This is a genomic window from Halothiobacillus sp., assembly GCF_027346185.1.
Classification (GTDB): Bacteria; Pseudomonadota; Gammaproteobacteria; order Halothiobacillales; family Halothiobacillaceae; genus Halothiobacillus.
Window position 1 is genome coordinate 15,385 of record NZ_DAIESY010000004.1, and the last position, 25,053, is coordinate 40,437.

Sequence of the window (25,053 nt, forward strand, 5' to 3'; positions counted from 1 at the left end):
TTAACCCAGCGCGTCGCGCAGTCGATACCACGCCATGCCCAGAACGAGCGCCGGCATGCGCAACAGCTTGCCGCCAATAAAGCTATGGTGCGGAATGCGCGCCATCAGATCGAGTCGCTCCGCCTGACCGCTGATGGCTTCGGCGACCAGCTTGCCCGCCATGCCGGTGAGCGCCACGCCATGACCGGAGAAACCCTGCAGATAGAACACGTTCGGCGCTATTCGGCCGAAGTCCGGCGCACGATTCATGGTGATATCCACAAACCCGCCCCAGGCGTATTCCACCTTGGCATCTGCCAACTGGGGAAAAACCTGCTGCATCCGCTTGTGCATGTCTTGCTTGAGGTTGGGTGGCGTCATGGTGCTGTAGCTGACCCGGCCGCCAAACAACATCCGGTTGTCCGCGGAGAAGCGGAAGTAATCGAGCACGACATTGGTATCGCAAACCGCTGACTTGGTGGGAATCAGGCGTGAAACCAATTCCGGGTCCAAGGGTTCGGTGCCGACGATATAGGTACCCACCGGCATGATTCGACTTGCGAGCGAAGGCGCCAATTTCGACGATACTTCGGGTAGGTACATGTTACCCGCCAGTACGACATAACACGCCGTGATGCTGCCCTTGTCCGTATGCAGCACGGCAGGCTCGCCACTGGTCATCGTCCGTACCGGTGTGTGTTCGCAGATCCGCACACCCAGACTGTGCGCCGCGCGCGCCAGGCCCAGCGTGTAGTTGAGCGGATGCAGATGCCCTGAACGACGATCGTAATAGCCGCTGTGAAAGCGCGGACTATCGATCCACTGATTCAGGGCATCCGGTTCGATTAATTCGGCGTCCGAATCGTAGTGGTAACGCTTCGCCATGGTCTCAAACCAGTCTCGCAGGGCGGCGCCTTTGCGCTTGCCGACGGCCACACCGAGAAAACCATCCACCAGATCGCAGTCAATATCGAACCGCTTGACCCGTTCGCGCACCAGATCGAGCGCCTCGATGGTGATATCCCATGCCTGCTGAGCGGCTTCAAGACCCAATGCCTTTTCGATTACCGATTGATCGCAGGCGAGGCCCGCGATGATCTGCCCGCCGTTGCGGCCACTTGCGCCCCAACCGACGGTTTCCGCTTCCAGCACGATGACCGAATAGCCGCGATCCGCCAGCTCGATCGCCGCAGATAACCCCGCGAGCCCCCCACCGACAATGCACACATCCGCTGCGGCATCGCCATCCAGCGGCGGGTAGCCCGGATGAGCGTTGGCACTGGCGGTGTAATAGGAGTTCTGAATTAGTTTTTGTTCGCAGGCGAGCATGGTGGATTCCGATCAAGTTGAGGCGCGCGCGGCCAGACGACCGCAGAGCCAGGTCCAGATCATCGTCGATGCCGCATTACTGGTCAGCTCGGCGTGATCGTACGGCGGGGCCACTTCGACAAGATCCATGCCCACCCAATTAAGATCATGCCAGCCCTCCAGCAGGGTCATGGCCTGCGCGGTGGTCAGTCCGCCCGGCTCCGGCGTGCCCGTACCCGGTGCGAAGGCCGGATCGAAGACATCGATATCGAAGGACAGATAGACAGGCGGATTTCCGTTCTGCGCCAGACGTGCCCGCACCTCATCGATGACATCCTGCAAACCGGCACCATCGCGGCCGCGCAATTCACGGGCGGTATAAATGCGACCGCCCTGATCATTGACGAATTCGCGCGCCTCGCGCACGCCCGATGAACGGATGCCGACCTGAACAAAGGCTTCCGGTATGACCAAGCTTTCTTTGAAGGCTTCATACACCCAGGTGCCATGCCCTGAAGGCTCGCCGAAATGGTCCGTCCAGGTATCGCAGTGGGCATCGAAATGGATGCAGGCCAGCGGTTGACCGAAATGCGCACGATAGGCACGCAATAACGGCAAGGTGATCGAATGGTCGCCACCGAGCCAGACCATTTCATGCCGATCGAGCAGTGCGTTTACCTGGGGCATCAACGCAGCGCGCATGGTTTCCAGACTCGTGTTGGGAAGCAGCAAATCGCCCAGATCAACCAGCTCACCCAGCGGCGAGGTATCGAACAGCGGGTGGGTCGCATCACACAGCATCCGGCTGGCCTGACGAATCGCGCCGGGCCCGAGTCGCGAACCGGGGCGATTGGTCACGCTGCAATCCCAGGTTACACCGGCCATGGCAAAGGGTTTGCCCGACTCGGAGGAGGGCGGCGCATCCGGCGTAATCGGCAACCCGAGGAACCCACCGGCAGACAAATAGGCAAATGTATGATTCATGGCGTCACTCCGTTCAGATCAATCACAAATAACCCACGCGCTACCGCTTATGCGGCGCACTCTTTTCCCACCCTGTCCGAACGGCGTCGAACAGGGTTTTTTATCAAAAATTTATTATCAAGCGCGTTGATTTCGGTAGGATACTAACCCAGACATTGGTCCAATCGACAGGGCCATTTTGCACAAATAGATGGGGCCATTTGCCCCCAACAAAGGCCCGACATGCATTCGACCAACGACGCCCTGATTGCCCATGCCGAACGCCTGCTGAAAAGCGAGCGCCAGCAATTCCTACAACGGCATCCCACGTCGGTGCGACTGGCCGAAGAAGCCCGCAAGCATTTTCTCTACGGCGTGCCCATGCACTGGATGAACGACTGGGGCACCCCCACGCCCCTGTTCGTGCGTGAAGCACAGGGTGCGCACTTCACTTGTGCCGACGGTATCGATTACACGGATTTTTGCCTCGGCGATACCGGGGCGATGTTCGGTCATAGTCCGGAACCGGTAGCCCGCGCGCTGCAAGCACAGGCGCAGCGCGGCTTCACCACCATGCTGCCCGGTGTAAACACACCGGATGTAGGTGCGGCGCTGGCTGATCAGTTCGGCCTGCCCTACTGGCAACTGGCGACTACCGCGACCGACGCCAACCGCTTTGTGCTACGTTGGGCACGGGCCGTGACCGGGCGAACCAAACTGCTGGTATTCGATGGCTGCTATCACGGCACGGTGGACGACACCCTGGTTGATTGTGTGGTCGATGTCGAGGATGGAAAGACAGTCAGCCAAACTGTCAGCAGGGCCAGCTTACTCGGGCAAACGGTCGATCTCGGCCTCCATACCGTGGCGGTGGATTTCAACGATCTGGCGGCGGTAGAACGCGAACTCGCCAGCGGGGAAATCGCCTGCCTGCTCACCGAACCCGCGCTCACCAACTGCGGCATGGTTCCGGCCAGACCCGGGTTCATCGCCAGCCTACGCGAACTGACCACACGCTACGGCACCTTGCTGATTCTGGACGAGACCCACACCATTTCCAGTGGACGCGGTGGCTGGGCGCGCAATGCCGGTGTCGAGCCGGATTTCATCGTCTTCGGCAAACCGATTGCCGGCGGATTGCCCGCGGCGGCCTACGGCTTTAGCGCGGCATTGGCCAAACGCATGCAAGCGGCCAAGGACGCGGCGCCACCCGGTCACTCCGGTATCGGCACGACCTTGTCCGGCAACATGCTGACCCTCGCGGCCCTGCATGCCACGCTCACCGAGGTCGCCACGCCGGCGGCCTACGAACATATGCTGACGCTGGCCGCGACCCTCGAACAAGGATTGACTGCCGTGCTGGAACGTCATGCCCTGCCATGGTGCATCACCCGGATCGGCGCACGACTTGAATTGCAGTTCTGCCCGACCGCACCGGTCAATGCCCGAGAAGCGCGCGCAGCCCAGCAGGACGAACTGGAACATGCCATCCACCTCTACCTGCTCAATCGCGGCGTGCTGCTGACCCCGTTCCACAACATGATGCTGGTCTGCCCCGAGACCCGTCCGTCGGATATCGACACACTGCTCACGGTGCTCGACGACTGCCTGACGACGTTGACGGTAAACTAACCGACGCGATCAGCAAACGTCATCACATCTCGGAACGAATGACGCTTAACGGCACTCAGGCGTCGGGTAACCGATCCAGCAAGACACGCCGTCGCGACTGAATCAGCACGTAGCCACACAAGGTCACGCCCAGAGCGCCCACCAGCCAGATCAGTGCCTCACTGGTGGAGGATTTCATGACGAAACCAGCAAGCAGCGGCCCGAAAATGGCGCTGGCGGTATAGGCCATGGAAATGAGCCGGACATTGACCGACAACTCCCCGTGACCGGCTTTGGTCGAAGCCACAATCGCCAACGTCAGATAACCGGTGATCGTGCCGCCCATCACAAAAAATGTGACGGCAAGACCGGTGAATTCCAGCGGAAAACTGGTCACAATCGCCATCAGGATGGTCATACCTGCATTCACCAATACCGCGAATACCAGGCCTCGATGGTCGGCAAGCCAACCCATGAGGTATTGCAGCAGCAACCCGCCCAAACCGAAATAGGTCAACAGGCTGACCATCTGGTCGGCACTGAGATCACGCCCCGCACCGAAAATGGGGAACAGGCCCGAGAACGCCGCTTCCGTGATACCCCCAATGGCCGCCGTTGCCACGCCCAAGGCCAGAATGAGATTGAGCTGCGACGGGCCCTGACCCGGGGCGCACTTGATCTTCGCCAGCTTGGCCTTCGGCGCCGCGCTTGCAAACGCGAGCGGGATAAAGGCCATGCCGGTGAACACCAAGCCCAGCACCAGCGGCCCGGGCCCTTCAATACCAACCCAATTGGTCATAAGCGGGGCCACGATGGGCGCGATCCCGATCATGGTCTCGTGAAACCCGACCAAACGACCCCGACCCTGCGTGGGGGTAATCCCGTACAGCCAGGGTTCCAGACCAATCCAGCGCAGTCCCGTGCCCAACCCGATCAGCACCACCGCGGGCAGCCAGGCGGATTGCCCCAAGCTCAACATCAGCGCAAACGCGACCATCGCCACCAGCAAACCCATGGCAATGACTTTCGCATGGCCGAAGCGGACATTCAGCCGGGGTGCGATGGCAAGCCCCAACAACATGCCCAGCCATTGCGACGAGACAAGAATCCCAAGTTCGGTGGCATTGAGCCCATGCTGCGCCAGCCAAACCGGCAGCACCACGAACCCGATACCGAACTGCCCCAGTTGCGAGAATATCGAGACCACATTGAGCGTGGCCACCGTTCCCCAGTCGATGGGGTGCTGCTGGGTCATAAGAAGCTACCTCGGGACGATCCGCACAAGGCCGCATTTCTTCGTGCGCAGGTAAAGGCGGCCCTGCCGCTCACGGACACACGTCATTGAAATACGGAGCACAAGGCGGGCGGAAGCCCATGAAGCCATGGATGGATTCATGCAGCGATTGCCTGTGTCGATTGCCTGGATCAATTGCATGGGTCGATTACCTGGTTCGCTTGATCACGCCAGTGAGACAATCGCTTCAATTTCCAACCGCACATCGCGCGGCAGACGGGCAACCTGCACGGCGGAACGCGCGGGGCGGTGCCCGCCGAACTCGGCCTCGTAGACTTCGTTCATCGCCACGAAATCTTGCATATCCTTGAGAAATACCGTGGTTTTGACCACTTGGGCAAGCGTGCCGCCCGCCGCCTCGATCACCGCGCGCAGATTGTCGAACACCTGTTGGGTTTGTACCTTGATATCGCCCTCAACCAGCGTGCCATCGGCACGCAACGGAATTTGTCCCGAAGTGAACAGCATCGTGCCGACGGCAATCGCCTGCGAATAAGGACCGATCGCGGCCGGTGCATTTGACGTCTGGATCTGCTTCATACTCTTCTCCTGATCAATGAGACTGGCCCGAATACTCGAATCGGGCCCGTTTAACGTGACATAACAATTCATAGGCGATGGTGCCTGCGCGAGAGGCCACCTCGTTTACAGGTACCTGATCGCCCCATAATTCTACCCGGCTACCCACATCCGCCTGCGGGATATGAGTCAGGTCGACCGTCAGCATGTCCATGGACACCCGACCGATCAGCCGGGTCAATTGACCGTCCACAGCGACCGGTGTGCCGGTTGGAGCCGTTCGGGGATAACCATCTGCATAACCGCAGGACACGACGCCGACGCGGGTCGGTCGCTCTGCCACAAACGCGCCACCATACCCCAGCGGCTCCCCATACGAGATGACGCGTACAGAAATCACCGCGCCCTCAAGCTGCATCACCGGACGCAGACGCTCGGCTATCGACGCGCCCGCCTTGCCGACGAACGGATCGGCACCGTACAACATGATACCCGGCCGGGCCCAATCGGCATGGGCACCAGACCAACCCAGTATCGCTGCGGAATTGGACAGGCTGACCGGCGCGTCGATGCCCATCGTGGCAGCATGGAATGTTTCAACCTGCCGCAGCATGTGCCGTGACTCCAGTTCATCCGCGCGAGCAAAATGACTCATCAACACAATTTGTGCAATAGCAGGATGCGCTTTCAAGCGCTCGTAGGTTGCCCGATACTGATCCGGCGCGATGCCCACCCGATGCATGCCGCTGTCCATTTTCAGCCAGACCGTAATCGGGCGGGTCAGATGCGCTGCCAACAGGACATCGACCTGCCAGCGCTGATGAACCACGATCCAGAGATTGTGAACCTGGATGTCGAGCAATTCCGATGCCTCAAAAAATCCTTCGAGCAGCAGGATGGGGGCGGTGATACCCGCCGCGCGCAAGCTCAGTGCTTCTTCGATCATGGCGACCGCAAAACCATCAGCCTCATCGGCAATGGCGCGAGCGCATTCGACGGCACCATGACCATAGGCGTCAGCCTTCACCACGGCCAAGGCACGGCCGCCATGCGCCGCTTTGGCCAGACGATAGTTATGACGGAACGCATCCAAGCGGATGTGGGCGACGAGCGGGCGACTCATGAACTTGCGATCCTGTACCTTATGAGCCCATCGCTTCGGATTTCGGCACAGTCAGCGTGGCCTTCGAATACGGTGCCTGCTTTCCGCCATAACGAGACAATCCCAGATCGTCGGCTGCGATTGCTGTAGGTCGACCGGCCAGCAGATCGGCTAAAACTTGAGCCGACCCGCAGGACATCGTCCAGCCCAATGTGCCGTGACCGGTGTTGAGCCACAAATTGTCGTAACCGGTCGCCCCGATAATGGGGGTGCCATCCGGTGTCATGGGGCGCAATCCGGTCCAGAAGGTAGCGCCCTCGACATTTCCACCCTGCGGGAACAGATCGCCGACCACCATTTCCAGCGTTTCGCGACGACGTGGGTTGAGGCCGAGATCGAAACCCGCCAATTCGGCCATGCCGCCCAAACGGATACGATTGTCGAACCGTGTGATTGCGACCTTGTAGGTTTCATCCATGATGGTGGAAACCGGCGCGGCTTCGGCATTGGCAATCGGGACCGTCAGTGAATAGCCTTTGACCGGATAGACAGGAATATCGATGTTCAACGATTTCAGCAGCTGGCGCGAGTAGCTGCCCAAGGCAACCACAAACTGATCGCCTTCGATCCGCTCGCCTTGGGGCGACTCGATGCCGGTGATCCGGTTGTTCGTTTTGAGGAGCCGTGAAATCGGGAAGTTGTAACGGAACGTGACACCCAGCTTGCGGGCCTCCGCTTCAAGCGCGGTCGTGAACATCTGGCAGTCGCCGGTTTCATCGCCCGGCAAACGCAGGCCGCCGACGATTTTTTCACTGACAAGGCCCAGTGCGTGTTCCGCACCCACACAACCGGCCCGATCCAGCAGTTCGTAAGGCACGCCACATTCTTCGAGAACAGCGATGTCCTTGCTCGCCGCGTCGAGTTGCTTCTGGGTACGAAACACCTGCAAGGTTCCCTGGGTTCGCTGCTCGTAGGCGATGCCCGTTTCATTGCGCAGATCGCGCAGACAATCCCGGCTGTGTTCGGCCAGGCGAACCATGCGCGACTTGTTGATGGCATAACGTTCGGCGGTGCAGTTACGCAGCATCTTGCCCATCCACTGCAACTGAAACAGGGAACCATCGGGACGAATGGACAAAGGCGAATGGCGCTGGAACAGCCATTTGGCCGCCTTCAACGGAATACCCGGCGCGGCCCAGGGCGCGGAGTAACCCGGCGAAACCTGACCGGCATTGGCAAAGCTGGTTTCCATGGCGGCACCGGGTTGGCGATCGACCACGGTCACATCGAAACCCGCGCGCGCCAGATAATAGGCGCTGGTGACACCTACCACACCACTTCCAAGCACTATGACCCGCATCGCCCACCTCCAGAACTTCAAAGCAAGAACAGATGAAATTCTATTGGTCTCGTGAAAAACGAATATCTGTATATATGGCTATTTAAAGAACAAAAAACTATATTTTCTAAAAATATATGTATATTTTTCCGAAAATTTGAATTGCACCCAAAGAAGGCACGGCTCATGCGCATACGCACTCATTCGGTTCGAGAGCTGGACAAAATCGACCGCAAGATTCTGGACATCCTGCAACAGGACGCCCGCATATCGGTCACCGATCTGGCCGAACAGGTCGGTCTATCCGTCACACCCTGTGGCGAGCGGATCAAGCGCCTGGAAAAGGAAGGCGTCATTCTCGGATACCACGCCCGGCTTGATCCTCAGGCGCTGGCGTTATCGCTGCTGGTATTCGTGGAGATCAAGCTGTCGGCGAAATCCGGGGTGATGTTCGAAAACTTCAAACGGGAGATCATCAAGCTGCCCAGCATTCTGGAATGTCATCTCGTTTCCGGCGAGTTCGATTACCTGATCAAGGCGCGGATCTCGAAGATGTCCGATTACCGGAAACTACTCGGTGAAATCCTGCTGGCCTTACCCGGCGCTCAGGAGTCGAAGAGTTACATCGTGATGGAAGAGGTCAAGGAAACGCTCGCCCTGCCACTGGAGGTTACAGCGGGCGAAAAGTAACCATCAGCAACCAGCCGTCCTTGCATCAATCAGATGAGGGCATCAGTAACGCTTTTTCCTGATCTGGAATGGGCAACGGCGCGGTATCGCTGTCGTCCTTGAGCTCGACGCCCGTATATTTGCGCCGAAGCGATTCTTGAATCAGGTAACTGATCTTGTGCGCCGCCTGAGCGTAGGACATACCCGCCGCATGAATGTTGGAAACACAGTTGCGTTCACTGTCCATGCGCCCGAGTTTGGGCTGATAGGTGAGGTAGGCACCCAAACTATCGGGTGAACTGAGGCCCGGCCGCTCGCCAATGAGTACCAGAACCAGATCGGCCTTGAGCGCCGCACCGATTTCATCACCGATGGCGACGCGCCCTTGCGTGGTGAGCACGACGGGAACTTGGGACCAATCCACATCGATGCGCTGTTGCAGTTGTCGCAGCAGCGGTACTGTGTGATTTTCCGGCGCGAATGCCGATAACCCGTCGGCCACCACAATGGCCAAAGAACACGCCTGATTTCCCTGAAGTGTCAGCACGCTATCGGGGTGCAATCGACGCCCCAGATCGGGACGCAACAGGTACGTCTGGCGGTCGGCGGCGGTGCTCTGCGCGCGTAAAACACGGAAGCCCGCCGCTTCAAGGTTCTGCCTCAACGTCTCAACATCCATGGCGTGATGCACGGCATCCCGCGCTTTGGCATGCGCGAGTCCGAAACGCAGCACTTCATCCGTCGGCAAACTGGCACCGACGTTACCCAATGCGATGCGCGCCCGAGTGTACCGACGAAGTTCTTCCCACGGATTGTGTTGAACGAGCGTCTTCATAGTGATTGGGGCAGATAGGGTAACTGGCTCAGCAATCCGTGACCGATACCCACCGGATTGATCACGCCGGATTCATCGCAAATGCCCATCTTCATCAGCCAGTCGTCGAATTCCGGCGCACGCTTCAGCCCCAACACCTGGCGAAGATACAGCGCATCGTGAAATGACGTGCTCTGGTAGTTGAGCATGATGTCATCCGCGCCGGGAATTCCCATGATGAAGGTCACGCCTGCCGCGCCGAGCAGGGTCATCAATCCATCCATGTCGTTCTGATCCACTTCCGCGTGATTGGTATAGCAAATATCGCACCCCATCGGCAGGCCCAGCAATTTGCCGCAGAAATGATCTTCAAGACCGGCGCGTGTAACCTGCTTGCCGTCATACAGGTACTCCGGCCCGATGAAGCCCACCACCGTATTCACCAACAAGGGGCGAAATTCACGTGCCACGGCATAGGCGCGCGCTTCACAGGTTTGCTGATCGACACCGTGATGGGCATTTGCCGAGAGTGCACTGCCCTGTCCGGTCTCGAAATACATCACGTTGTCGCCCACGGTACCCCGATTGAGTGACAACGCCGCTTCGTGCGCTTCCTTCAACACGCCAATATTGATGCCGAAACCGGCATTGGCCTGTTCCGTACCCGCAATCGACTGGAATACCAGATCAATGGGCGCACCCTGTTCCATGGCCTGAATCTGGTTGGTTACATGGGTGAGCACGCAACTTTGCGTGGGAATGGAAAACTTGTCGCGCACCTCATCTAGCATACGCCAGAGCTGGGTCAACGTAGGCAGTGCATCACTGGCGGGATTAATACCAATGACAGCATCGCCCGATCCAAAGAGCAAGCCATCAACCATGCTGGCCGCAATGCCGCGGACATCGTCGGTCGGATGATTGGGTTGCAATCGAACCGACATATGACCGGGCAGGCCGATGGTATTGCGGAATTTCGTGATTACCCGGCACTTGCGTGCCACCAGGATCAAATCCTGATTGCGCATCAATTTACAAACCGCCGCTGCCATTTCCGGTGTGATGCCGGCGGCTACAGAGGTGAGCATTTCACTGTCGGTACTGCCCAGCAGAAGCCAGTTACGAAAATCACCCACAGTCAGATGACTGATCGGAGCGAACGCCACCGGATCGTGCCGATCCATGATCAGCCGCGTCACTTCGTCTGCTTCGTACGGGATCAGCGCCTCATCAAGAAAGCGGCGGAGCGGTACTTCAGCCAGTACCATTTGAGCCGCCATTCGCTCTTCATGAGAACTCGCCGCCAGCCCCGCCAGGGCATCGCCGGAGCGAAAGGGACTGGCGCAGGCCATCAGGGTCTTCAAGTCGGCAAAACGGTGAACATGCCCACCCAGTGTCATCTCATATGCCATGATGATTCCTAATATCGCTCGAATTAATCGGACGATACCTGATTCCTCCGTCGTCTTATTTCTTACCGCTCAACAGGGCATCTGCCGGTGCACGACTGCGTTGCATCGCAGTGAGCGAAAAGTAGGCATAACCAGCCGCCATGAAGCCCAGAAAGATCAATCCGATCACAGGGTTGAACCAGGCCATGGAAATCAGGCAAATGACAGCCAAAACCAGAGCGATACCGGGAACAACCGGAAAACCGGGTGCCATAAAGGGTCGCTGCAATGTCGGTTCGGTCTTGCGCAACTTGAACAGGCTCAACATGCTCATGATGTACATCACGATGGCACCGAACACAGCCATGGTGATCATGGCGGCAGTCAGGCTCATGCCCTGCAAATTGATCAGGCTGTCGCTGTAAATGGAGCCAATACCGATCACTCCACCGGTAATGATGGCGCGATGCGGTGTCTGAAAGCGGGACAGTTTCGCCAGACCGGCAGGCAGATAACCCGCACGGGCCAAGGCGAAGAACTGGCGCGAGTAACCCAGAATGATGCCGTGGAAACTTGCTATCAAACCGAACAGACCAATCCAAACCAGCATGTGCAACCAGCCTGAATGTTCACCTACTACCATTTTCATGGCCTGTGGCAAAGGGTCGTTCACGTTCGAAAGCTTCGTCCAGTCGCCCGCGCCACCCGCAAAAATCATCACGCCGAAGGCCAGCAGAACCAGAGTCAGAATGCCCGTTGTATAGGCTTTGGGAATGGTGCGCTGCGGATCTTTCGCTTCTTCGGCCGCCATGGCGGCCCCTTCAATCGCCAGAAAGAACCAGATAGCAAATGGAATGGCTGCAAAAATTCCGGAGATAGCCGGGAGGCCAAACTCGCTTGAACCCGCCCAGCCATTGAGCACGAAATTACTGAAGCTGAAACCGGGTGAGACGACACCCATGAACACCAGCAATTCGATGACCGCCAATATGGTCACAATCAGCTCGAACGTAGCTGCAATGGTGATGCCCACAATATTCAAACCCATGAAGACGATATAGGCGCCCACGGCGACCAGTTTCGGATCAAGAGCCGGAAACTGCACATTAAGGTAGGCGCCAATCGCCATGGCAATGGCCGGCGGGGCAAAGACGAATTCGATCAGCGTTGCCAAACCGGCAATCAAACCACCCGTTTCGCCAAAGGCACGACGACTATAGGCAAAAGGCCCGCCCGCATGTGGAATAGCCGTTGTGAGTTCGGTAAAGCTGAAAATGAAACTGACGTACATCGCCGCCACGAGAATCGTCGCGATCAAAAACCCCAGAGTTCCCGCCGTTCCCCAACCGTAACTCCAGCCAAAGTATTCACCGGAAATCACAAGACCGACGGCAATACCCCAAAGGTGCATCGTTCCAAGCGAGGATTTTAATTGTGTGCTCATCAAAAGGTGCTCCTAAAAAGAAGAAAACGACGTTTTTTGCCGTTTTTCATATTCCAACCCTAATGCGGAAAACGGATCATTCATTGATCTCAACACCTATGTGCTCATCTTTCCCAGAAAGATACACGGTATGAGGCCTGTTTCTTCTCGCTACGTGAAGACTCAAGGGAACCTCGAAAAAACCCATCCTTGGGGTTTTTCGAGGACGTTCGTCGCGGAAGACACGCGACGAACTCACGCTATTTCAATCGCTTGCGCTGGCTTCGCGTTATTGCGCGGTACCACATCTCAGTAGCACACGGGCACCCCAAAAAGTTCTTCAAGGTGCTCTCAAGTCCAATTTTCTTCATCAGGAATTTATTCGTGGTTCAATAAATCTTTACTGCTAGACTGACCTTCCACAACGGAACTCAGTAAAATAAAGCCTTAACAAGAACCATACCAGCTATGTATTTAGTTGATATTCAATGTTTTTTTGTTTTAACAGCCTTGAAAATAGAATTTTTGCTTTTATTTAGTGCTTAAACCAGAAAGGCAATGGATTAAAGTGGTGCAAAACTGCGACTTGCAAGCTCAGTGATAATCCCCAAGAATCCAACCATCCACACAGGAGGTTATTCCTATGTCTATTGCACACACCATCGAAGAACTGTCTCAACGCATCGAACAGGCTCTGCCGGAAAGTCTGCGCCAAACCAAGACGGAGATGGATAAAACCATTCGCCAGGCCGTGATGAATGCGTTCCAGAAGATGGAGCTGGTAACTCGTGATGAGTTCGATATTCAAACGCAAGTTCTGGCGCGGACACGGGCGAAACTCGAAGTGCTCGAACAGCGCGTGGCCGCTCTTGAAGCTGCATTGAATAACGACGCACAAAGCGAATAATCCCCGGTACCCTTTCCTGAAACAGCGGGCGTTCTTGCCCGATTCGTTCAACTGATTTTCTCAACGCGCCAACATAAGGCGGGTTCGATCAAGACAAGGAAAGTCATGTCCATCGCCAAAGTTTACAGCCGAGCACAAGTTGGTATTGATGCACCGTTGGTGACGGTTGAAGCGCATGTCACCAATGGCTTGCCTGCAATCACACTGGTGGGGCTTGCTGAAACGGCGGTTCGCGAAAGCCGGGATCGCGTGCGTGCCGCGATTTTATCTTCCGGATTTGAATTTCCGCCTAAGCGGCTCACCATAAATCTGGCGCCCGCCGATTTACCCAAGGAGAGCGCCCGGTTTGATCTGGCGATTGCCATCGCCATTTTGGCCGTAACGGGCCAAATTCCCGGCAAAGATGCCGAAACGGCCTTGCAGCAACTCAAACACTATGAATTCTTGGGTGAATTATCCCTCGATGGCGGCATTCGACCGATTAACGGGTCGCTTTCTGCTGCCATTGCCACGCGTGATGCGCGACGTATCCTTGTTTTACCCAAAACCTGCGGGGATGAAGTCTCGGTCATCAAGGATATTCACGCCCTGACTGCCCAACATTTAACGGCCGTTGTGGCACATTTGGCGGGTCAGAAAAATCTCGATGACATCGTGCCGCGCCCGTTGGCACCGATTGATCCGGCACTGGATGGCGATTTATCTGAGGTGCGCGGCCAACCCAGAGCCAAACGCGCCTTAGCGATTGCCGCCGCAGGCCAGCACAATTTACTTCTCATCGGCCCGCCCGGCGCGGGCAAGAGCATGCTGGCGCAACGAATGCCCGGTATTCTTCCGCCCATGACCGAAAGTGAAGCCATTGAATCGGCTCGTATCGCCTCGATTTCAAGCCAGGGATTCACGCCAGAGCGCTTTGGCCTGCGGCAGTTCAGGAATCCACATCACTCCGCCTCTTCGGTGGCCTTGATTGGTGGTGGCTCCAACCCGAAACCCGGCGAAATTTCACTGGCGCATTTTGGGGTTTTGTTCCTCGATGAGTTACCGGAATTCGACCGCAAGGTGCTCGAAGCCCTGCGTGAACCGCTGGAAAACGGCAAAATCACGATTTCCCGCGCGGCGCAGCAAGCCGAGTTCCCCGCAGAATTTCAGTTGATTGCTGCCATGAATCCATCGCCGCAAGGGGTGGAAATCGATTCCATCGCAGCGCAACGTTATCGGGCAAAACTTTCCGGGCCGCTGCTGGATCGCATCGACATGCATTTGGAAATTCCAAGGGTTCCCGCCACCGAATTTAGTTCAATTGCTGCTGAAGAAACGTCTGCCGAGGTCCGCGCGCGCGTCTCCGAAGCAAGAGCGGTCATGTTGCAACGGCAGAATAAGCCCAATGCACGGTTGTCTTCGAGTGAACTGGGCAGCGTGGCAGAACTCGATCCGAAAAATCAGTTGTTTTTGAATCAGGCCATTGAAAAACTCAAACTATCCGGCCGCGCCCGAAACCGGATTTTGAAGGTAGCCCGAACGATTGCCGATCTGGATGGCAAACCGCAAATCGATATGGCTTGCCTGAGCGAGGCAATGGGGTACCGCAATCTGGATCGTTTGTTCAGGATCGGTTGACCTTTTTGGCAGTCAAAATCGCCCGCAACGGCGCCGGGTAGCCTTCGATCGTTTTGGAACGATCCACCGGATCGAGAAAATCGGCCAAGGATGGTTTGAAATCGGTCCAGTCCGTAGCGCGCTGTTCATCGAGACTGGTCGATTCCTGATTGACGAGCCAAATCGACTCGAACCCTAGACGGGCCAGCCACACGCAGAGCAAGGGCACGCAGGGAATGAACCATATATTGCGCATACCCGCGTAGCGATCGGTTGGGGTTAACACCTGCTGCGCATCGCCTTCAATCACCAGCGTTTCCAGAACCAGTTCCCCGCCCGGCTTCAGGCATTCGGCCAGTTCCCGAATATGCCCGAGCGGGTTTCGGCGATGATAGAGCACGCCCATCGAAAACACGGTATCGAACAACGGCGCACGGCTTAAGTTTTCCAGCGTCGTGGGAATGATCACGGCCCGACGTTCACCCAGAAGATGCGCCACCGCGTAGAACTGAGCGACAAAACTCAAGGTCGGCTCAACGCCCACCGCATTTGCTGCACCATCGCCCAACATCCGCCAGAGGTGATAACCGCTGCCCGTACCTACATCCAGAATCCGTTTGCCATCGAGCGAACTGATGTGCGCTTGCAGTCGCTGCCATTTGAAATCCGAGCGCCATTCGGTGTCGATAAACACGTCGTACAGGGAAAACGGCCCTTTGCGCCAGGGCGACAATTGGCGAAGCTGCCGCGTTAGGGCTTGTCTTGCCGCGTTGCTGTCTTCATTCCTAGATTCATTCTCTGAGGCACGAACCGAAACCACCGGCTGGTCCAGTGTCACGACCCGTTGGGCAGGAATGGCAGGCAACCCGGCCACGACCTGACTCCACTCTTCCCAGTGCCCGTGATTGATGTCATCGAATCGCGCGGCGTGTTCAATCAACCATTGGGAAAACGCTGCCTTGTCGCCGTTGGCATCCCCCTGGGCGCCCATTGTTGACGCCATTGCCAGAAACCGGCCTTTGATCGTGTTCGGTTCCATTTTTTATTTAAGCGCCAGCCATGAGGCAAATGCATAGTGTTTGCCGAGCAGGATGGTTTTGCTAAATCCGGCTTCTTGGAAGCGTTTTTTGTGTGTTTCTTCGGTTTCTGTTCTCAGTACGTTTTCCAGTGCCTGTCTTTTTTGGGCGATTTCCAGTTCGGAATAACCGTTGCGACGCTTGAACTCATGGTGCAATTCCGTGCTGATGGCCTGCATCGTGTCGTCTTCATCGTGAATTTTCTCGACCAGAATCAGCCCACCGCCGGGATTCAATCCCGTATGGATTTTTTTCAGCAGATCCAGCCGTTTTTCCGGTTCGATAAATTGCAGGGTGTAGGCCAGCACGATCAGCGAAGCATGACGATATTCATGCGTTGTGATATCCCCGCAATGCAGAACAATCGGCACGCTGGCCTGAAACGAACCAATATGCTCTTCCGCCCGGGAAATCATGGCTTGCGATGAGTCGATGGCATGAATCGTTACGGAATCGGCATCGATACCCGACGCCAGAACGCCACTTCTCAAGGCCAGGGTAATCGCGCCGAGCGAACAACCCAAATCGTAGATGCTGCTGTTTTCCCGCACGAGCAAACGCGCGATATCCTTGATCAGATCCAGGGTGAATCCGTATCCGGGCACCGATCGTTTGATCATGTCCGGAAACACGGCGGCCACTTCCTGATTGAAACAGAATGGCCCCGGTTTCTCAGGCGTGTCGAACAGTTTGTCTTTTCCACCCAGAATTAACACGGAATGTTCTGATTCGTTGTTGTTCATAGGTCACATGTTGAAAACCACCAGTCTCGAATTTCTGTTTCAGTGCCCTGAAAAACGATACGGTGTTTTTTCTTGTTGATTTGATAGTCGTACATCGGGTCGTAGTAACCGATCAGCAATTGCTCGATCAGAGATTCGATGCCGTGTTTATCACCCGATGCGAAATAGTGATTCAATCCCGTGAGCGCAAGGGCGGATAATTCTTTATATCGTGTATGGCCCAGCCGTTTCTTTATGGCATCCAGTGATTGCAGAATGTTCGTTTTCAATGTTTCTTCGGCCTGTTCGCGACCGAATAGCCGAATGAGTTTTTGCAACCGGATGGTGATGTAATCGTCGAATACCTGCTCGATTCGTTTTTCGACGGGTGTGTGCAAAACCACCAATGGCGCATTTTGCATGGCTTCCCATAACGGCGGGGAAACGCTGCGCGCGCCGATCTTCGATCCTTCGTCTTCCAGCATGATCGGTGCATCCGGCCTGGCCACCCGATTTCTCATCAAGGCAATGGTAATCTCGTTATCGATGCTGATTTGCGGCGGTTGTGCTTCCAGTTCCTGCCCGAAGGCCGAGCCCTTGTGATGGGCAATCCCTTCCAGATCGACAAAGCGTTCGCATTGATTCAGCAACATGGTTTTTCCGGTGCCGGTTCGCCCACCCAGAACAACCAATTTCGCCTCCACCGCATCGGCTTCAAGTCGATCGAGCAGGAAACGGCGCATGGCCTTGTATCCGCCAACGATTCTGGGAACCGTGATACCGGCCGCATCCATGAGCATGCGTTGCGTCAGGCGTGATCTCAGGCCGCCACGAAAGCAATAAAGCATGCCATTCGGGTGTTTTTGAAAAAATTCTGCCCATTTGGCAATACGCTGTTGCTTCTGCTGCTCATCCACCAGCGCGTAACCCAGGGCAATGGCGGCGTCCTGTCCTTGTGTCTTGTAACGGATACCGATGAGGTGTCGTTCCTCGTCCGTCAAGAGCGGAATATTGGTCGATTCAGGAAAAGCGCCTGCGTTGAATTCAACCGGGGCGCGCAAATCAAGCAGCGGTATGTTTTCCAGCAAAACCCGCTTCAGATTGGTTTCCTTGGGTGCACAATCCACCATCAGAACGAGCCGAAACGGATGGTTTTTTCGTTGGGCTCGGCGGCAACAATTCGACCGATGGGTTCGGCATGTATCCCTTGGGCTTGGAGCAATGCGCGAACCTGATCCACGGCGGTTTTTGCCACACTGATAAGCAATCCGCCGGATGTTTGCGGATCGCAGACTATGGCCTTTTCCTCGTCCGTCATTTCTGCGAGGTGTTTTCCGTAGCTGGCAAAATTGCGATGCGTGCCGCCTGGTGTCTGTTTTTCCTTCAAATAGACATCGACATTCCTGATTTTCGGTACTCGGGCCAGATCGATCACGGCAGATGTTCCACTACCCTGACACATTTCCAGTAGATGTCCGCCAAGGCCAAAACCGGTGACATCCGTCATCGCATGCACGTCACTCATTTGACCGAGTTCATAGCCAATCTTGTTTAGCTGACACATCAAATCGGGTGCGGTATCCCGATCTTCATCGCGCAGAACACCGGATTTTTGTGCAGTGGTCAAAATACCGATACCCAAAGGTTTGGTCAAAAAGAGGTAATCGCCCACCTGGGCCTTATCGTTTCGCTTGAGGTGATCGAGTGCAACGCGACCGGTTACGGCCAAACCGAAAATGGGTTCCGGTGCATCGATGGAATGTCCACCGGCCAGTGGGATGCCGGCATCGTGACAGGCTTGTTTTCCCCCGTCGATGACCTGTGAGGCGACTTCGGCGGATAGTTTATCGATGGGCCAGCCGAAAATGGCAATCGCCATCAGGGGTTTGCCTCCCATCGCATAGATGTCGCTGATGGCGTTGGTTGCAGCAATTCGACCGAAGGTGAACGGATCATCCACGATGGGCATGAAAAAATCGGTGGTACTGATGATGCCGGTACCGTCACCTAAGTCCATGACGGCTGCATCGTCCTTGGAATCGTTACCGACGATGAGCTGGCTGAAATGGGTTTTTTCAATGCTGCTGGTATGCAGGATTTCATCCAGCAGGGCGGGAGATATCTTGCAGCCACAACCGGCACCGTGGCTGTATTGAGTCAAACGAATGAGTTCTTGGGCGGTATTTTTCATGGTTTGGGCCGTTGTGTTACGTCTGAATAATTCAAGAATGTTTTAGTTCTGTTGTTAGTGATGACGATTAGTGATGCAGTATATCGGGGTCAAGGGCAAATTCTTCATGGATTCAAACGGGTTACCGTGCTTGTAACTCAGGTATGGATTGACGGTTCTGTTGTGGATGAAAATTTATGCTTTGTGGATAACTTTGTTTTCCCGAGTTGCACCCAGCTTATTCGCAGCTTTCACTTTGGGGGCGTCCTGCTTTATTTGCCAATGCAGAAACTGCTGAAAATTTCACCGAGCAGATCATCTGCGGTGAATTTGCCGGTGATTTCATCCAAGGCCAGTTGGGCTCTACGGAGCGATTCGGCCGCCAGTTCTCCGGCGGATTGGGTCGTCAAGGCATCGTGGGCAGAAATGATCTCTTTTTGAGCACCGAGCAAGGCATCCAGGTGTCTTCTTCGGGCGATGAACTGCCCGCCTTCTGTGGACTGATAGCCCATGATTTCTTTGAGATGCGCGCGAAGTTCCTTGATCCCCGCGCCGGTTTTCGCACTGATGCCCAAATGGGTTTTTTCCTGATCGAATCCGGCTGGACGACCGGTCAGGTCGATTTTGTTGAAGACCCCGATCGTGTGCTTGCTCGGCAGCATGGCCCGGATCTTTTCATCTTCATCCGGGTTGTTGCGTTGGTCGTCCTGGAGAAACAACACCGCATCGGCCTGTTCCACTTCCAGCCAGGCGCGGCGAATGCCTTCACGCTCAATCGGGTCGTCACTTTCACGCAAACCGGCGGTGTCGATGATATGGACGGGCAGGCCATCGATCTGAATTTCAGCACGCAATACATCGCGCGTGGTGCCGGGAATGTCGGTCACGATGGCACGGTCATCACCGGCCAATTGATTCAGCAGACTCGATTTTCCGGCATTAGGCTGGCCGACGATCGCCACGCGCATACCCTCGCGCAGAAGTACGCCTTGCTGTGTTTCAGATAATAGCTCGCCGATGTCATCGACCAGTTGCTGTGACTGGGCAATGAGACGGGTATCGGAGAGAAAATCAATTTCTTCTTCGGGAAAATCAAGGGCTGATTCGATGTACATGCGCAATGCAATCAGCTGTTGTGTGACGCGATGAACCCGTTCGGAAAACACGCCTTGCAGGGCCTGACTTGCTGCCTGTGCGGCCGCCTGGCTACCGGCATCGATCAAATCGGCGACGGCTTCAGCCTGTGCCAGATCCATTCGTCCATTGAGAAAGGCGCGCTCGGTGAATTCACCCGGACGAGCCAGTCGCGCGCCCAGTTGCAGCATCAGTTGCAGCAGATGATCGAGTACGACCGGGCCACCGTGGCCTTGCAACTCGACCACATCTTCGCCGGTGTATGAATGCGGCGCCGCAAATACGAGGCAAAGCCCGTCATCGATGTGCGCGCCGGTATCGGGGTGTTTGAATGGGACGTGCCGCGCATAGCGAATGGGCGGCAAGGTCGTGACGATTCGTTCGGCAATCGCGTGCGCTTGCGTGCCGGATAAACGAATAATGCCGACACCACCACGTCCGGGGGCAGTGGCAATGGCGGCAATGGTGTCCTGTGGCGAATGCATGAGCACGCCCGAGGCGTTACTCGGACTTGATCAGTGCCATCTGCTTCTCGATTTTCCGCGTGATGATGTACTGCTGCGCAATGGAGAGCAGGTTGTTCACGAACCAGTACAGCACCAGACCTGCCGGAAAGAACGAGAAGAAGACGGTAAAGATGACCGGCAACCAGGCAAAGATTTTCTGTTGCATCGGGTCAACCGGCGCCGGGTTGAGTTTCTGCTGGATGAACATGGAAATACCCATGAGCAACGGCAGCACGAAATACGGATCCTTCTGCGACAGGTCATGAATCCACAAAATCCACGGAGCCTGGCGCAATTCAACCGATTCGGCCAATACCCAGTACAGTGAAATGAAGACCGGGATCTGAATCACGATCGGCAGACAACCACCCAACGGATTGATTTTCTCCCGCTGGTAGAGCTTCATCATTTCCTGAGAAAGCTTTTGTCTGTCTTCGCCGAATTTTTCCTTGAGCGCCTTCATCTTCGGCGTGACGGCACGCATTTTCGCCATGGAGCGATAGCTGATGGCAGAAGGCCAGAGGAAGAAGAGTTTAATGACCAGTGTCACCAGCACGATCGACCAGCCCCAGTTGCCGACCCATTCGTGGAAGAACTTGAGCAGCCAGAAGATCGGATCGGCAATGACGGTGAAAATACCGAAATCGATCGTCAGGTTCAGGCCTTGTGCGAGCGGAGCGAGATTCGACTGAATCTTGGGACCGACATAAAGCGTGGACGACAATTCACCCGAGCCACCGGCCGGAATGGTCGTGACCGGCGAGCTCATGCCGATGGTGTACAGGGTCTGATTGTTCTTGTCCGACACCAGCGTGTAGAAATGGTTGACCTGCTGGCGATCGCTCGGCATCCAGGCACTCATGAAGTAGTGCTGGATGATGGCCACCCAGCCATTGCTCAAATCCTTCGAAAGCTTGGTTTTCAGCATTTCCTCGAACGGAATTTTTTCATAGGCCAAGCGATCTTTCGTGCCGGGTACATCACCCGCATAAACCGTACCGGTATAGGTGTGAACCAGCTGCGTGCCCGGCGTGGTACCCAGCCGCGTCAACTGGCGATATTGGCTGGCAGCCCAAGGAGATTGGCTGGTGTTTTCGATCTTGTATTCGACCCGAACCGTGTAATCACCGCGTTTGACGATGATCCACTTGGTGATCTTGATGCCGTCCTTTTCCCAGGAAAGCGGAATGCGTAACTCATTTTCCCCCGGCGTCAGCGTATATTCCATTTGCGGGGCGGTGTATTGGGCATAGTGGTCCGGCGCCGGCGCGCCCTTCGCGCCGATCAAACCGGATTGCGCCACATAGACGAAGCCATTGCTGTCCGTCAGCAGTCTGACGGGGTCGGCCTTGTCCTGTTCTTGAGGATATTTGAGCAGATCCGCTTCATCGATCACGCCGCCTTGCAGGCTGATTTTCAGCGCCAGTACGTCGGTTTTGACGGTAATGGTTTGCGCGTTATTGCTGGCGCTGGATTTGGTCTCCGGGGTACCGGGTACGGTGCCTTGAGTCTGGCCGCTGGCTGTAGGTGCTACAGATGCCGGTATGTCTTTGGCAGCAGTTGATTCTGCCGGGCTACCTGGAATGGCCGCATTCTGTGTGGTGGCCGCCGCCTGTTGGGCTGATTGCGATTGGTCGCGCGTCCAGGCTTGCCAGAGCGAAATCAAAACAAAACCAAGAGCAACGACCAAAATCAGGCGGCGATTATCCATCTTTAAGACTCAATCAATTAGGTGGGTTAGTAACGTTATGCCCCGGGTTATGCCCCAGGTTCTTTTTACTGGGGCGCGCGCAATTATCCGCGTCTTCCGGGGAATGATCGACAGATGAAACCGGCGTCGGTTCCTTGTCGGTATCAGGCGTGCCGTAGTTTACAGGATGATCGTGACATCTGCGTGGCGTGCTGACTTTTGATCCGGATTTGGCTTCAGGTACAGGATCGAACCCGCCTTCGCAAAATGGATTGCAGCGCCCTATGCGCCTCAACGCCATCCAGCCGCCCTTAAGCGCGCCATGGGTTTGAATGGCCTCGATCGCATACTGGGAACAGGTCGGCTCGAATCGGCAGCTCGGCGGGAAAAGCGGGCTGATAAAAATCTGATAAAACCGGACCAGCCGAATCAGGAGCCAACGCATCGCGCGGCCACCTTGTCGAATAGCTGTTTCATCATGATCTGTAATTCGGGGTTGGATACGTTTTCGATACCGGCTTTGGCCATGACGACACAATCGAACGATGGCCATTCGGCCAGATGACGGCGAAAGTAGTCACGAGCGATTCGTTTGACCCGGTTGCGTTCATGCGCCAAACGCACTTGACGCTTGGCGATGGCCAGACCCAACCGTGGAGAGCTGGTCGGGTTCGGGGTGACCACCGCCATCAGCAGTTCGCAATGAATGCGCTTACCCGACGTGAGTGTTCGCTTGTACTCGTCAGGGCGACGTAGGCGAACATCAACAGGAAAACCAAACCGTTTTGGCGAGGAGGCCATCGTGGTTCGGTTAATCGAGACGGTCGGTTAAACGGCTAAACGCTTACGGCCCTTGGCACGGCGTGCGTTGATGACCGCACGGCCACCACGGGTAGCCATACGAGCACGGAAACCGTGTGTGCGGGCACGATGGATAATACTGGGTTGGTACGTTCTTTTCATGGCGAAAATTCCTGTAAATTTATCTACTTGTGTCGTAGTGTGGCGTTCTCGTCCACCAGGGAGGGCAAACCTGCCCGCAAAAGCAACACAAGCCAAAAGGCCGAGCATTAGACTTAAAAAAAGCTGCGTTGTCAATTAATAATGTTCTTTGAACCAAAGGGTTCCGTTGATTTTCATTGCATATGTATCGAGGGGATCCGGTCCAAATTCTTGTTCGGTGGATACTGCGATTCGGTAGGGGTCGGTGATACACTGCCCTCTTTCCTGCAGGCTCGTTTTACCCCCTATGTCGACCATCACATCAGAACTGTGGCAGCAATGCATTGATCGGTTGTCCCAAGATCTGCCCGTCCAGCAGATCAATATGTGGATCAGACCGTTGCAAGCAGAGTTGAAAACGGAAAATCATCTGATCCTGTGGGCGCCGAATCGTTTTGTTATGGACATGGTCGCGCAGCAATACAAGTCGAAAATCCTCGAACAGGCGCAGATCTTGCTCGAACGTCCGGATTTGCAGCTTGGTCTGCAAGTGGGCAGCGTACCTTCCGAGCAGCCTGTCGATGTGCCCGCAGCCACAACCCTGTCATCGAAGTCCGGCACATCGCCCTCAGGTGTTGCGCCGCGAGTCGAGCCGGCTGTGGATTCGGCCGAATCAGATACCGGTTCCAAGGGATTTGTCAGTCATATCAACAAAAAATTCAATTTCGATAATTTCGTCGAAGGGAAATCGAATCAGTTGGCGCGTGCGGCCTCGCAGCAGGTCGCCCAGAATCCGGGCGTGGGGTATAACCCGCTTTTTATCTACGGTGGCGTGGGGCTGGGGAAAACCCACTTGATGCAGGCCGTCGGTAACGCGATTCTGGAGCGTTCGCCCGATGCCAAGGTGGTTTATCTGCACAGTGAGCGTTATGTGCAGCAGATGGTCAGTTCGATCAAGAACAACACGATCGAGGAGTTTAAGGACTTCTACCGTTCCGTTAACGCGCTGCTGATTGACGATATTCAGTTTTTCGCCGGAAAGCCGCGCAGTCAGGAAGAGTTCTTTCATACATTCAATGCACTGATCGAGCAGGGCCAACAGATCATCATGACCTGTGATCGCTATCCCAAGGAAATCGAAGGCCTCGAAGAGCGCTTAAAATCTCGTTTTGGATGGGGCTTGACCGTGGCGGTCGAGCCTCCCGATCTGGAAACGCGTGTAGCGATCTTGCAGAGCAAGGCCGAGCAGTCACAAATCTCGCTCAGTACCGATGTGGCCTTTTTTATCGCCAAACGCGTCCGGGCGAATATTCGCGAACTCGAAGGCGCGTTGCGGCGCGTGATTGCGACCGCACAATTTACGGGGCGCCCCATTACGGTGGAATCGACCAAGGAAGCACTCAAAGACCAAATCGCAGCGCAGGCAAAATTGATTACGCTTGAAAATATCCAGCGCACGGTGGCGAAATACTACAACCTTAAGTTGACCGATCTGACCGGGACCCGTCGTTCCCGTTCCATCGCCCGCCCGCGGCAGGTGGCGATGAGCCTGGCCAAGGAACTCACGAACCATAGTCTGCCGGAAATTGGCGAGGCCTTTGGCGGGCGGGATCACACCACGGTGATCCATGCCTGCAAGAAAATCGAAGAATTACGCGAGATCGAGCCCAAGCTCAGTGACGATTACAACTTGTTGAGACACACATTAAATATATAAGATGCGTCGGACTTTCCCTGATCGGGGCCTTCCCCGCGCGCACCATTTTTTTGAGGACAGCCATTATGCAGTTTGCCGTTGATCGAGATCGATTCAGCAGTGCCATCAATCAGGTGATCGGCGGGGTCGAAAAACGCCAGACCATGCAGATTTTGAGCAACCTGTTGCTCGAAGTGGCCGA

At 55.8% G+C, this 25,053-nt stretch carries 22 protein-coding genes and 2 pseudogenes; 6 read left to right on the forward strand and 18 right to left on the reverse strand.

The window, feature by feature from the left end; genetic code table 11:
- Positions 1-1,308 carry an FAD-binding oxidoreductase gene (locus M7R55_RS00255; RefSeq protein WP_298217467.1) on the reverse strand — a complete coding sequence of 436 codons (1,308 nt, stop codon included), beginning with the start codon at positions 1,306-1,308 and terminating at the stop codon, positions 1-3.
- A gap of 12 nt (positions 1,309-1,320) precedes the next feature.
- Positions 1,321-2,271: an agmatinase gene (speB, locus tag M7R55_RS00260; protein ID WP_298217469.1), complete on the reverse strand. Its 951-nt coding sequence runs from the start codon at positions 2,269-2,271 to the stop codon at positions 1,321-1,323.
- Between the two features lie 222 nt (positions 2,272-2,493).
- On the opposite strand from speB, the gene M7R55_RS00265 reads away from it, so the two are divergent.
- Entirely contained in the window at positions 2,494-3,882 is a 1,389-nt protein-coding gene (locus M7R55_RS00265; protein ID WP_298217470.1) for an aspartate aminotransferase family protein, read from the forward strand.
- Positions 3,883-3,937: 55 nt separating this feature from the next.
- On the opposite strand, the gene M7R55_RS00270 is transcribed toward M7R55_RS00265, so the two are convergent.
- From M7R55_RS00270 to M7R55_RS00285, 4 genes are all read right to left on the reverse strand, one after another.
- A complete protein-coding gene (locus tag M7R55_RS00270) occupies positions 3,938-5,116 on the reverse strand; it encodes an MFS transporter (protein WP_298217471.1) in 1,179 nt (392 codons plus the stop codon).
- 204 nt (positions 5,117-5,320) lie between these two features.
- Positions 5,321-5,695, reverse strand: a complete 375-nt coding sequence (locus M7R55_RS00275) for a RidA family protein (RefSeq protein WP_298217472.1) — start codon at positions 5,693-5,695, stop codon at positions 5,321-5,323.
- 13 nt (positions 5,696-5,708) lie between these two features.
- The gene (alr, locus tag M7R55_RS00280) at positions 5,709-6,797 is read right to left on the reverse strand and encodes an alanine racemase (RefSeq protein ID WP_298217473.1); all 1,089 of its coding nucleotides are present in this window, start codon (positions 6,795-6,797) and stop codon (positions 5,709-5,711) included.
- A 19-nt stretch (positions 6,798-6,816) separates the two neighbouring features.
- Positions 6,817-8,136: a D-amino acid dehydrogenase gene (locus M7R55_RS00285; protein WP_298217474.1), complete on the reverse strand. Its 1,320-nt coding sequence runs from the start codon at positions 8,134-8,136 to the stop codon at positions 6,817-6,819.
- Positions 8,137-8,301: 165 nt separating this feature from the next.
- Here M7R55_RS00285 and M7R55_RS00290 point away from each other — a divergent pair, with 165 nt between their 5' ends.
- Positions 8,302-8,805 (forward strand): winged helix-turn-helix transcriptional regulator, encoded by a 504-nt coding sequence (locus M7R55_RS00290; RefSeq protein WP_298217475.1) that lies wholly within the window; start codon positions 8,302-8,304, stop codon positions 8,803-8,805.
- A gap of 25 nt (positions 8,806-8,830) precedes the next feature.
- On the opposite strand, the gene eutC is transcribed toward M7R55_RS00290, so the two are convergent.
- From eutC to eat, 3 genes are read right to left on the reverse strand one after another with little or no spacing between them, the layout of a single operon-like run.
- A complete protein-coding gene (gene eutC, locus M7R55_RS00295; protein WP_298217476.1) occupies positions 8,831-9,619 on the reverse strand; it encodes an ethanolamine ammonia-lyase subunit EutC in 789 nt (262 codons plus the stop codon).
- Positions 9,616-11,010 (reverse strand): ethanolamine ammonia-lyase subunit EutB, encoded by a 1,395-nt coding sequence (locus tag M7R55_RS00300; protein WP_298217477.1) that lies wholly within the window; start codon positions 11,008-11,010, stop codon positions 9,616-9,618. Before M7R55_RS00300 ends, eutC begins: the two co-directional genes overlap by 4 nt.
- Before the next feature lie 55 nt (positions 11,011-11,065).
- The gene (gene eat / locus M7R55_RS00305; RefSeq protein WP_298217478.1) at positions 11,066-12,433 is read right to left on the reverse strand and encodes an ethanolamine permease; all 1,368 of its coding nucleotides are present in this window, start codon (positions 12,431-12,433) and stop codon (positions 11,066-11,068) included.
- A gap of 622 nt (positions 12,434-13,055) precedes the next feature.
- Here eat and M7R55_RS00310 point away from each other — a divergent pair.
- Positions 13,056-13,319 (forward strand): accessory factor UbiK family protein, encoded by a 264-nt coding sequence (locus M7R55_RS00310; RefSeq protein ID WP_298217479.1) that lies wholly within the window; start codon positions 13,056-13,058, stop codon positions 13,317-13,319.
- A 105-nt stretch (positions 13,320-13,424) separates the two neighbouring features.
- Complete coding sequence (locus tag M7R55_RS00315) at positions 13,425-14,936, forward strand: YifB family Mg chelatase-like AAA ATPase (protein WP_298217480.1); 1,512 nt, start codon at positions 13,425-13,427, stop codon at positions 14,934-14,936.
- Here the strand turns inward: M7R55_RS00315 and cmoB are convergent.
- The 9 genes and pseudogenes from cmoB to rpmH form a co-directional block, all read right to left on the reverse strand.
- Positions 14,923-15,954 carry a tRNA 5-methoxyuridine(34)/uridine 5-oxyacetic acid(34) synthase CmoB gene (gene cmoB, locus M7R55_RS00320; protein ID WP_298217481.1) on the reverse strand — a complete coding sequence of 344 codons (1,032 nt, stop codon included), beginning with the start codon at positions 15,952-15,954 and terminating at the stop codon, positions 14,923-14,925. The genes M7R55_RS00315 and cmoB overlap by 14 nt on opposite strands.
- Positions 15,955-15,957: 3 nt before the next feature.
- Positions 15,958-16,734 carry a carboxy-S-adenosyl-L-methionine synthase CmoA gene (cmoA, locus tag M7R55_RS00325; RefSeq protein WP_298217482.1) on the reverse strand — a complete coding sequence of 259 codons (777 nt, stop codon included), beginning with the start codon at positions 16,732-16,734 and terminating at the stop codon, positions 15,958-15,960.
- Entirely contained in the window at positions 16,731-17,843 is a 1,113-nt protein-coding gene (gene mnmH, locus M7R55_RS00330) for a tRNA 2-selenouridine(34) synthase MnmH (protein WP_298217484.1), read from the reverse strand. Before mnmH ends, cmoA begins: the two co-directional genes overlap by 4 nt.
- Positions 17,843-18,904: a selenide, water dikinase SelD gene (selD, locus tag M7R55_RS00335; RefSeq protein ID WP_298217486.1), complete on the reverse strand. Its 1,062-nt coding sequence runs from the start codon at positions 18,902-18,904 to the stop codon at positions 17,843-17,845. The genes mnmH and selD overlap by 1 nt, the downstream gene beginning before the upstream one ends.
- A gap of 251 nt (positions 18,905-19,155) precedes the next feature.
- Positions 19,156-20,502 carry a tRNA uridine-5-carboxymethylaminomethyl(34) synthesis GTPase MnmE gene (mnmE, locus tag M7R55_RS00340; protein WP_298217487.1) on the reverse strand — a complete coding sequence of 449 codons (1,347 nt, stop codon included), beginning with the start codon at positions 20,500-20,502 and terminating at the stop codon, positions 19,156-19,158.
- 16 nt (positions 20,503-20,518) lie between these two features.
- On the reverse strand, positions 20,519-22,234 hold the full coding sequence (gene yidC / locus M7R55_RS00345; protein WP_298217488.1) for a membrane protein insertase YidC: 1,716 nt from the start codon (positions 22,232-22,234) through the stop codon (positions 20,519-20,521).
- Positions 22,235-22,439: 205 nt separating this feature from the next.
- Positions 22,440-22,658: pseudogene (gene yidD / locus M7R55_RS00350) on the reverse strand (membrane protein insertion efficiency factor YidD); the annotation flags it as partial.
- On the reverse strand, positions 22,643-23,014 hold the full coding sequence (gene rnpA, locus M7R55_RS00355) for a ribonuclease P protein component (protein ID WP_298217489.1): 372 nt from the start codon (positions 23,012-23,014) through the stop codon (positions 22,643-22,645). The pseudogene yidD and the gene rnpA, both read right to left, overlap by 16 nt.
- Before the next feature lie 27 nt (positions 23,015-23,041).
- Positions 23,042-23,176 carry a 50S ribosomal protein L34 gene (gene rpmH / locus M7R55_RS00360; protein WP_012825254.1) on the reverse strand — a complete coding sequence of 45 codons (135 nt, stop codon included), beginning with the start codon at positions 23,174-23,176 and terminating at the stop codon, positions 23,042-23,044.
- 286 nt (positions 23,177-23,462) lie between these two features.
- Here rpmH and dnaA point away from each other — a divergent pair, with 286 nt between their 5' ends.
- Together dnaA and M7R55_RS12185 are read left to right on the forward strand one after the other, a co-directional pair.
- On the forward strand, positions 23,463-24,872 hold the full coding sequence (gene dnaA / locus M7R55_RS00365; RefSeq protein WP_298217494.1) for a chromosomal replication initiator protein DnaA: 1,410 nt from the start codon (positions 23,463-23,465) through the stop codon (positions 24,870-24,872).
- 65 nt (positions 24,873-24,937) lie between these two features.
- A pseudogene (locus tag M7R55_RS12185) lies at positions 24,938-25,053 on the forward strand (DNA polymerase III subunit beta); the annotation flags it as partial.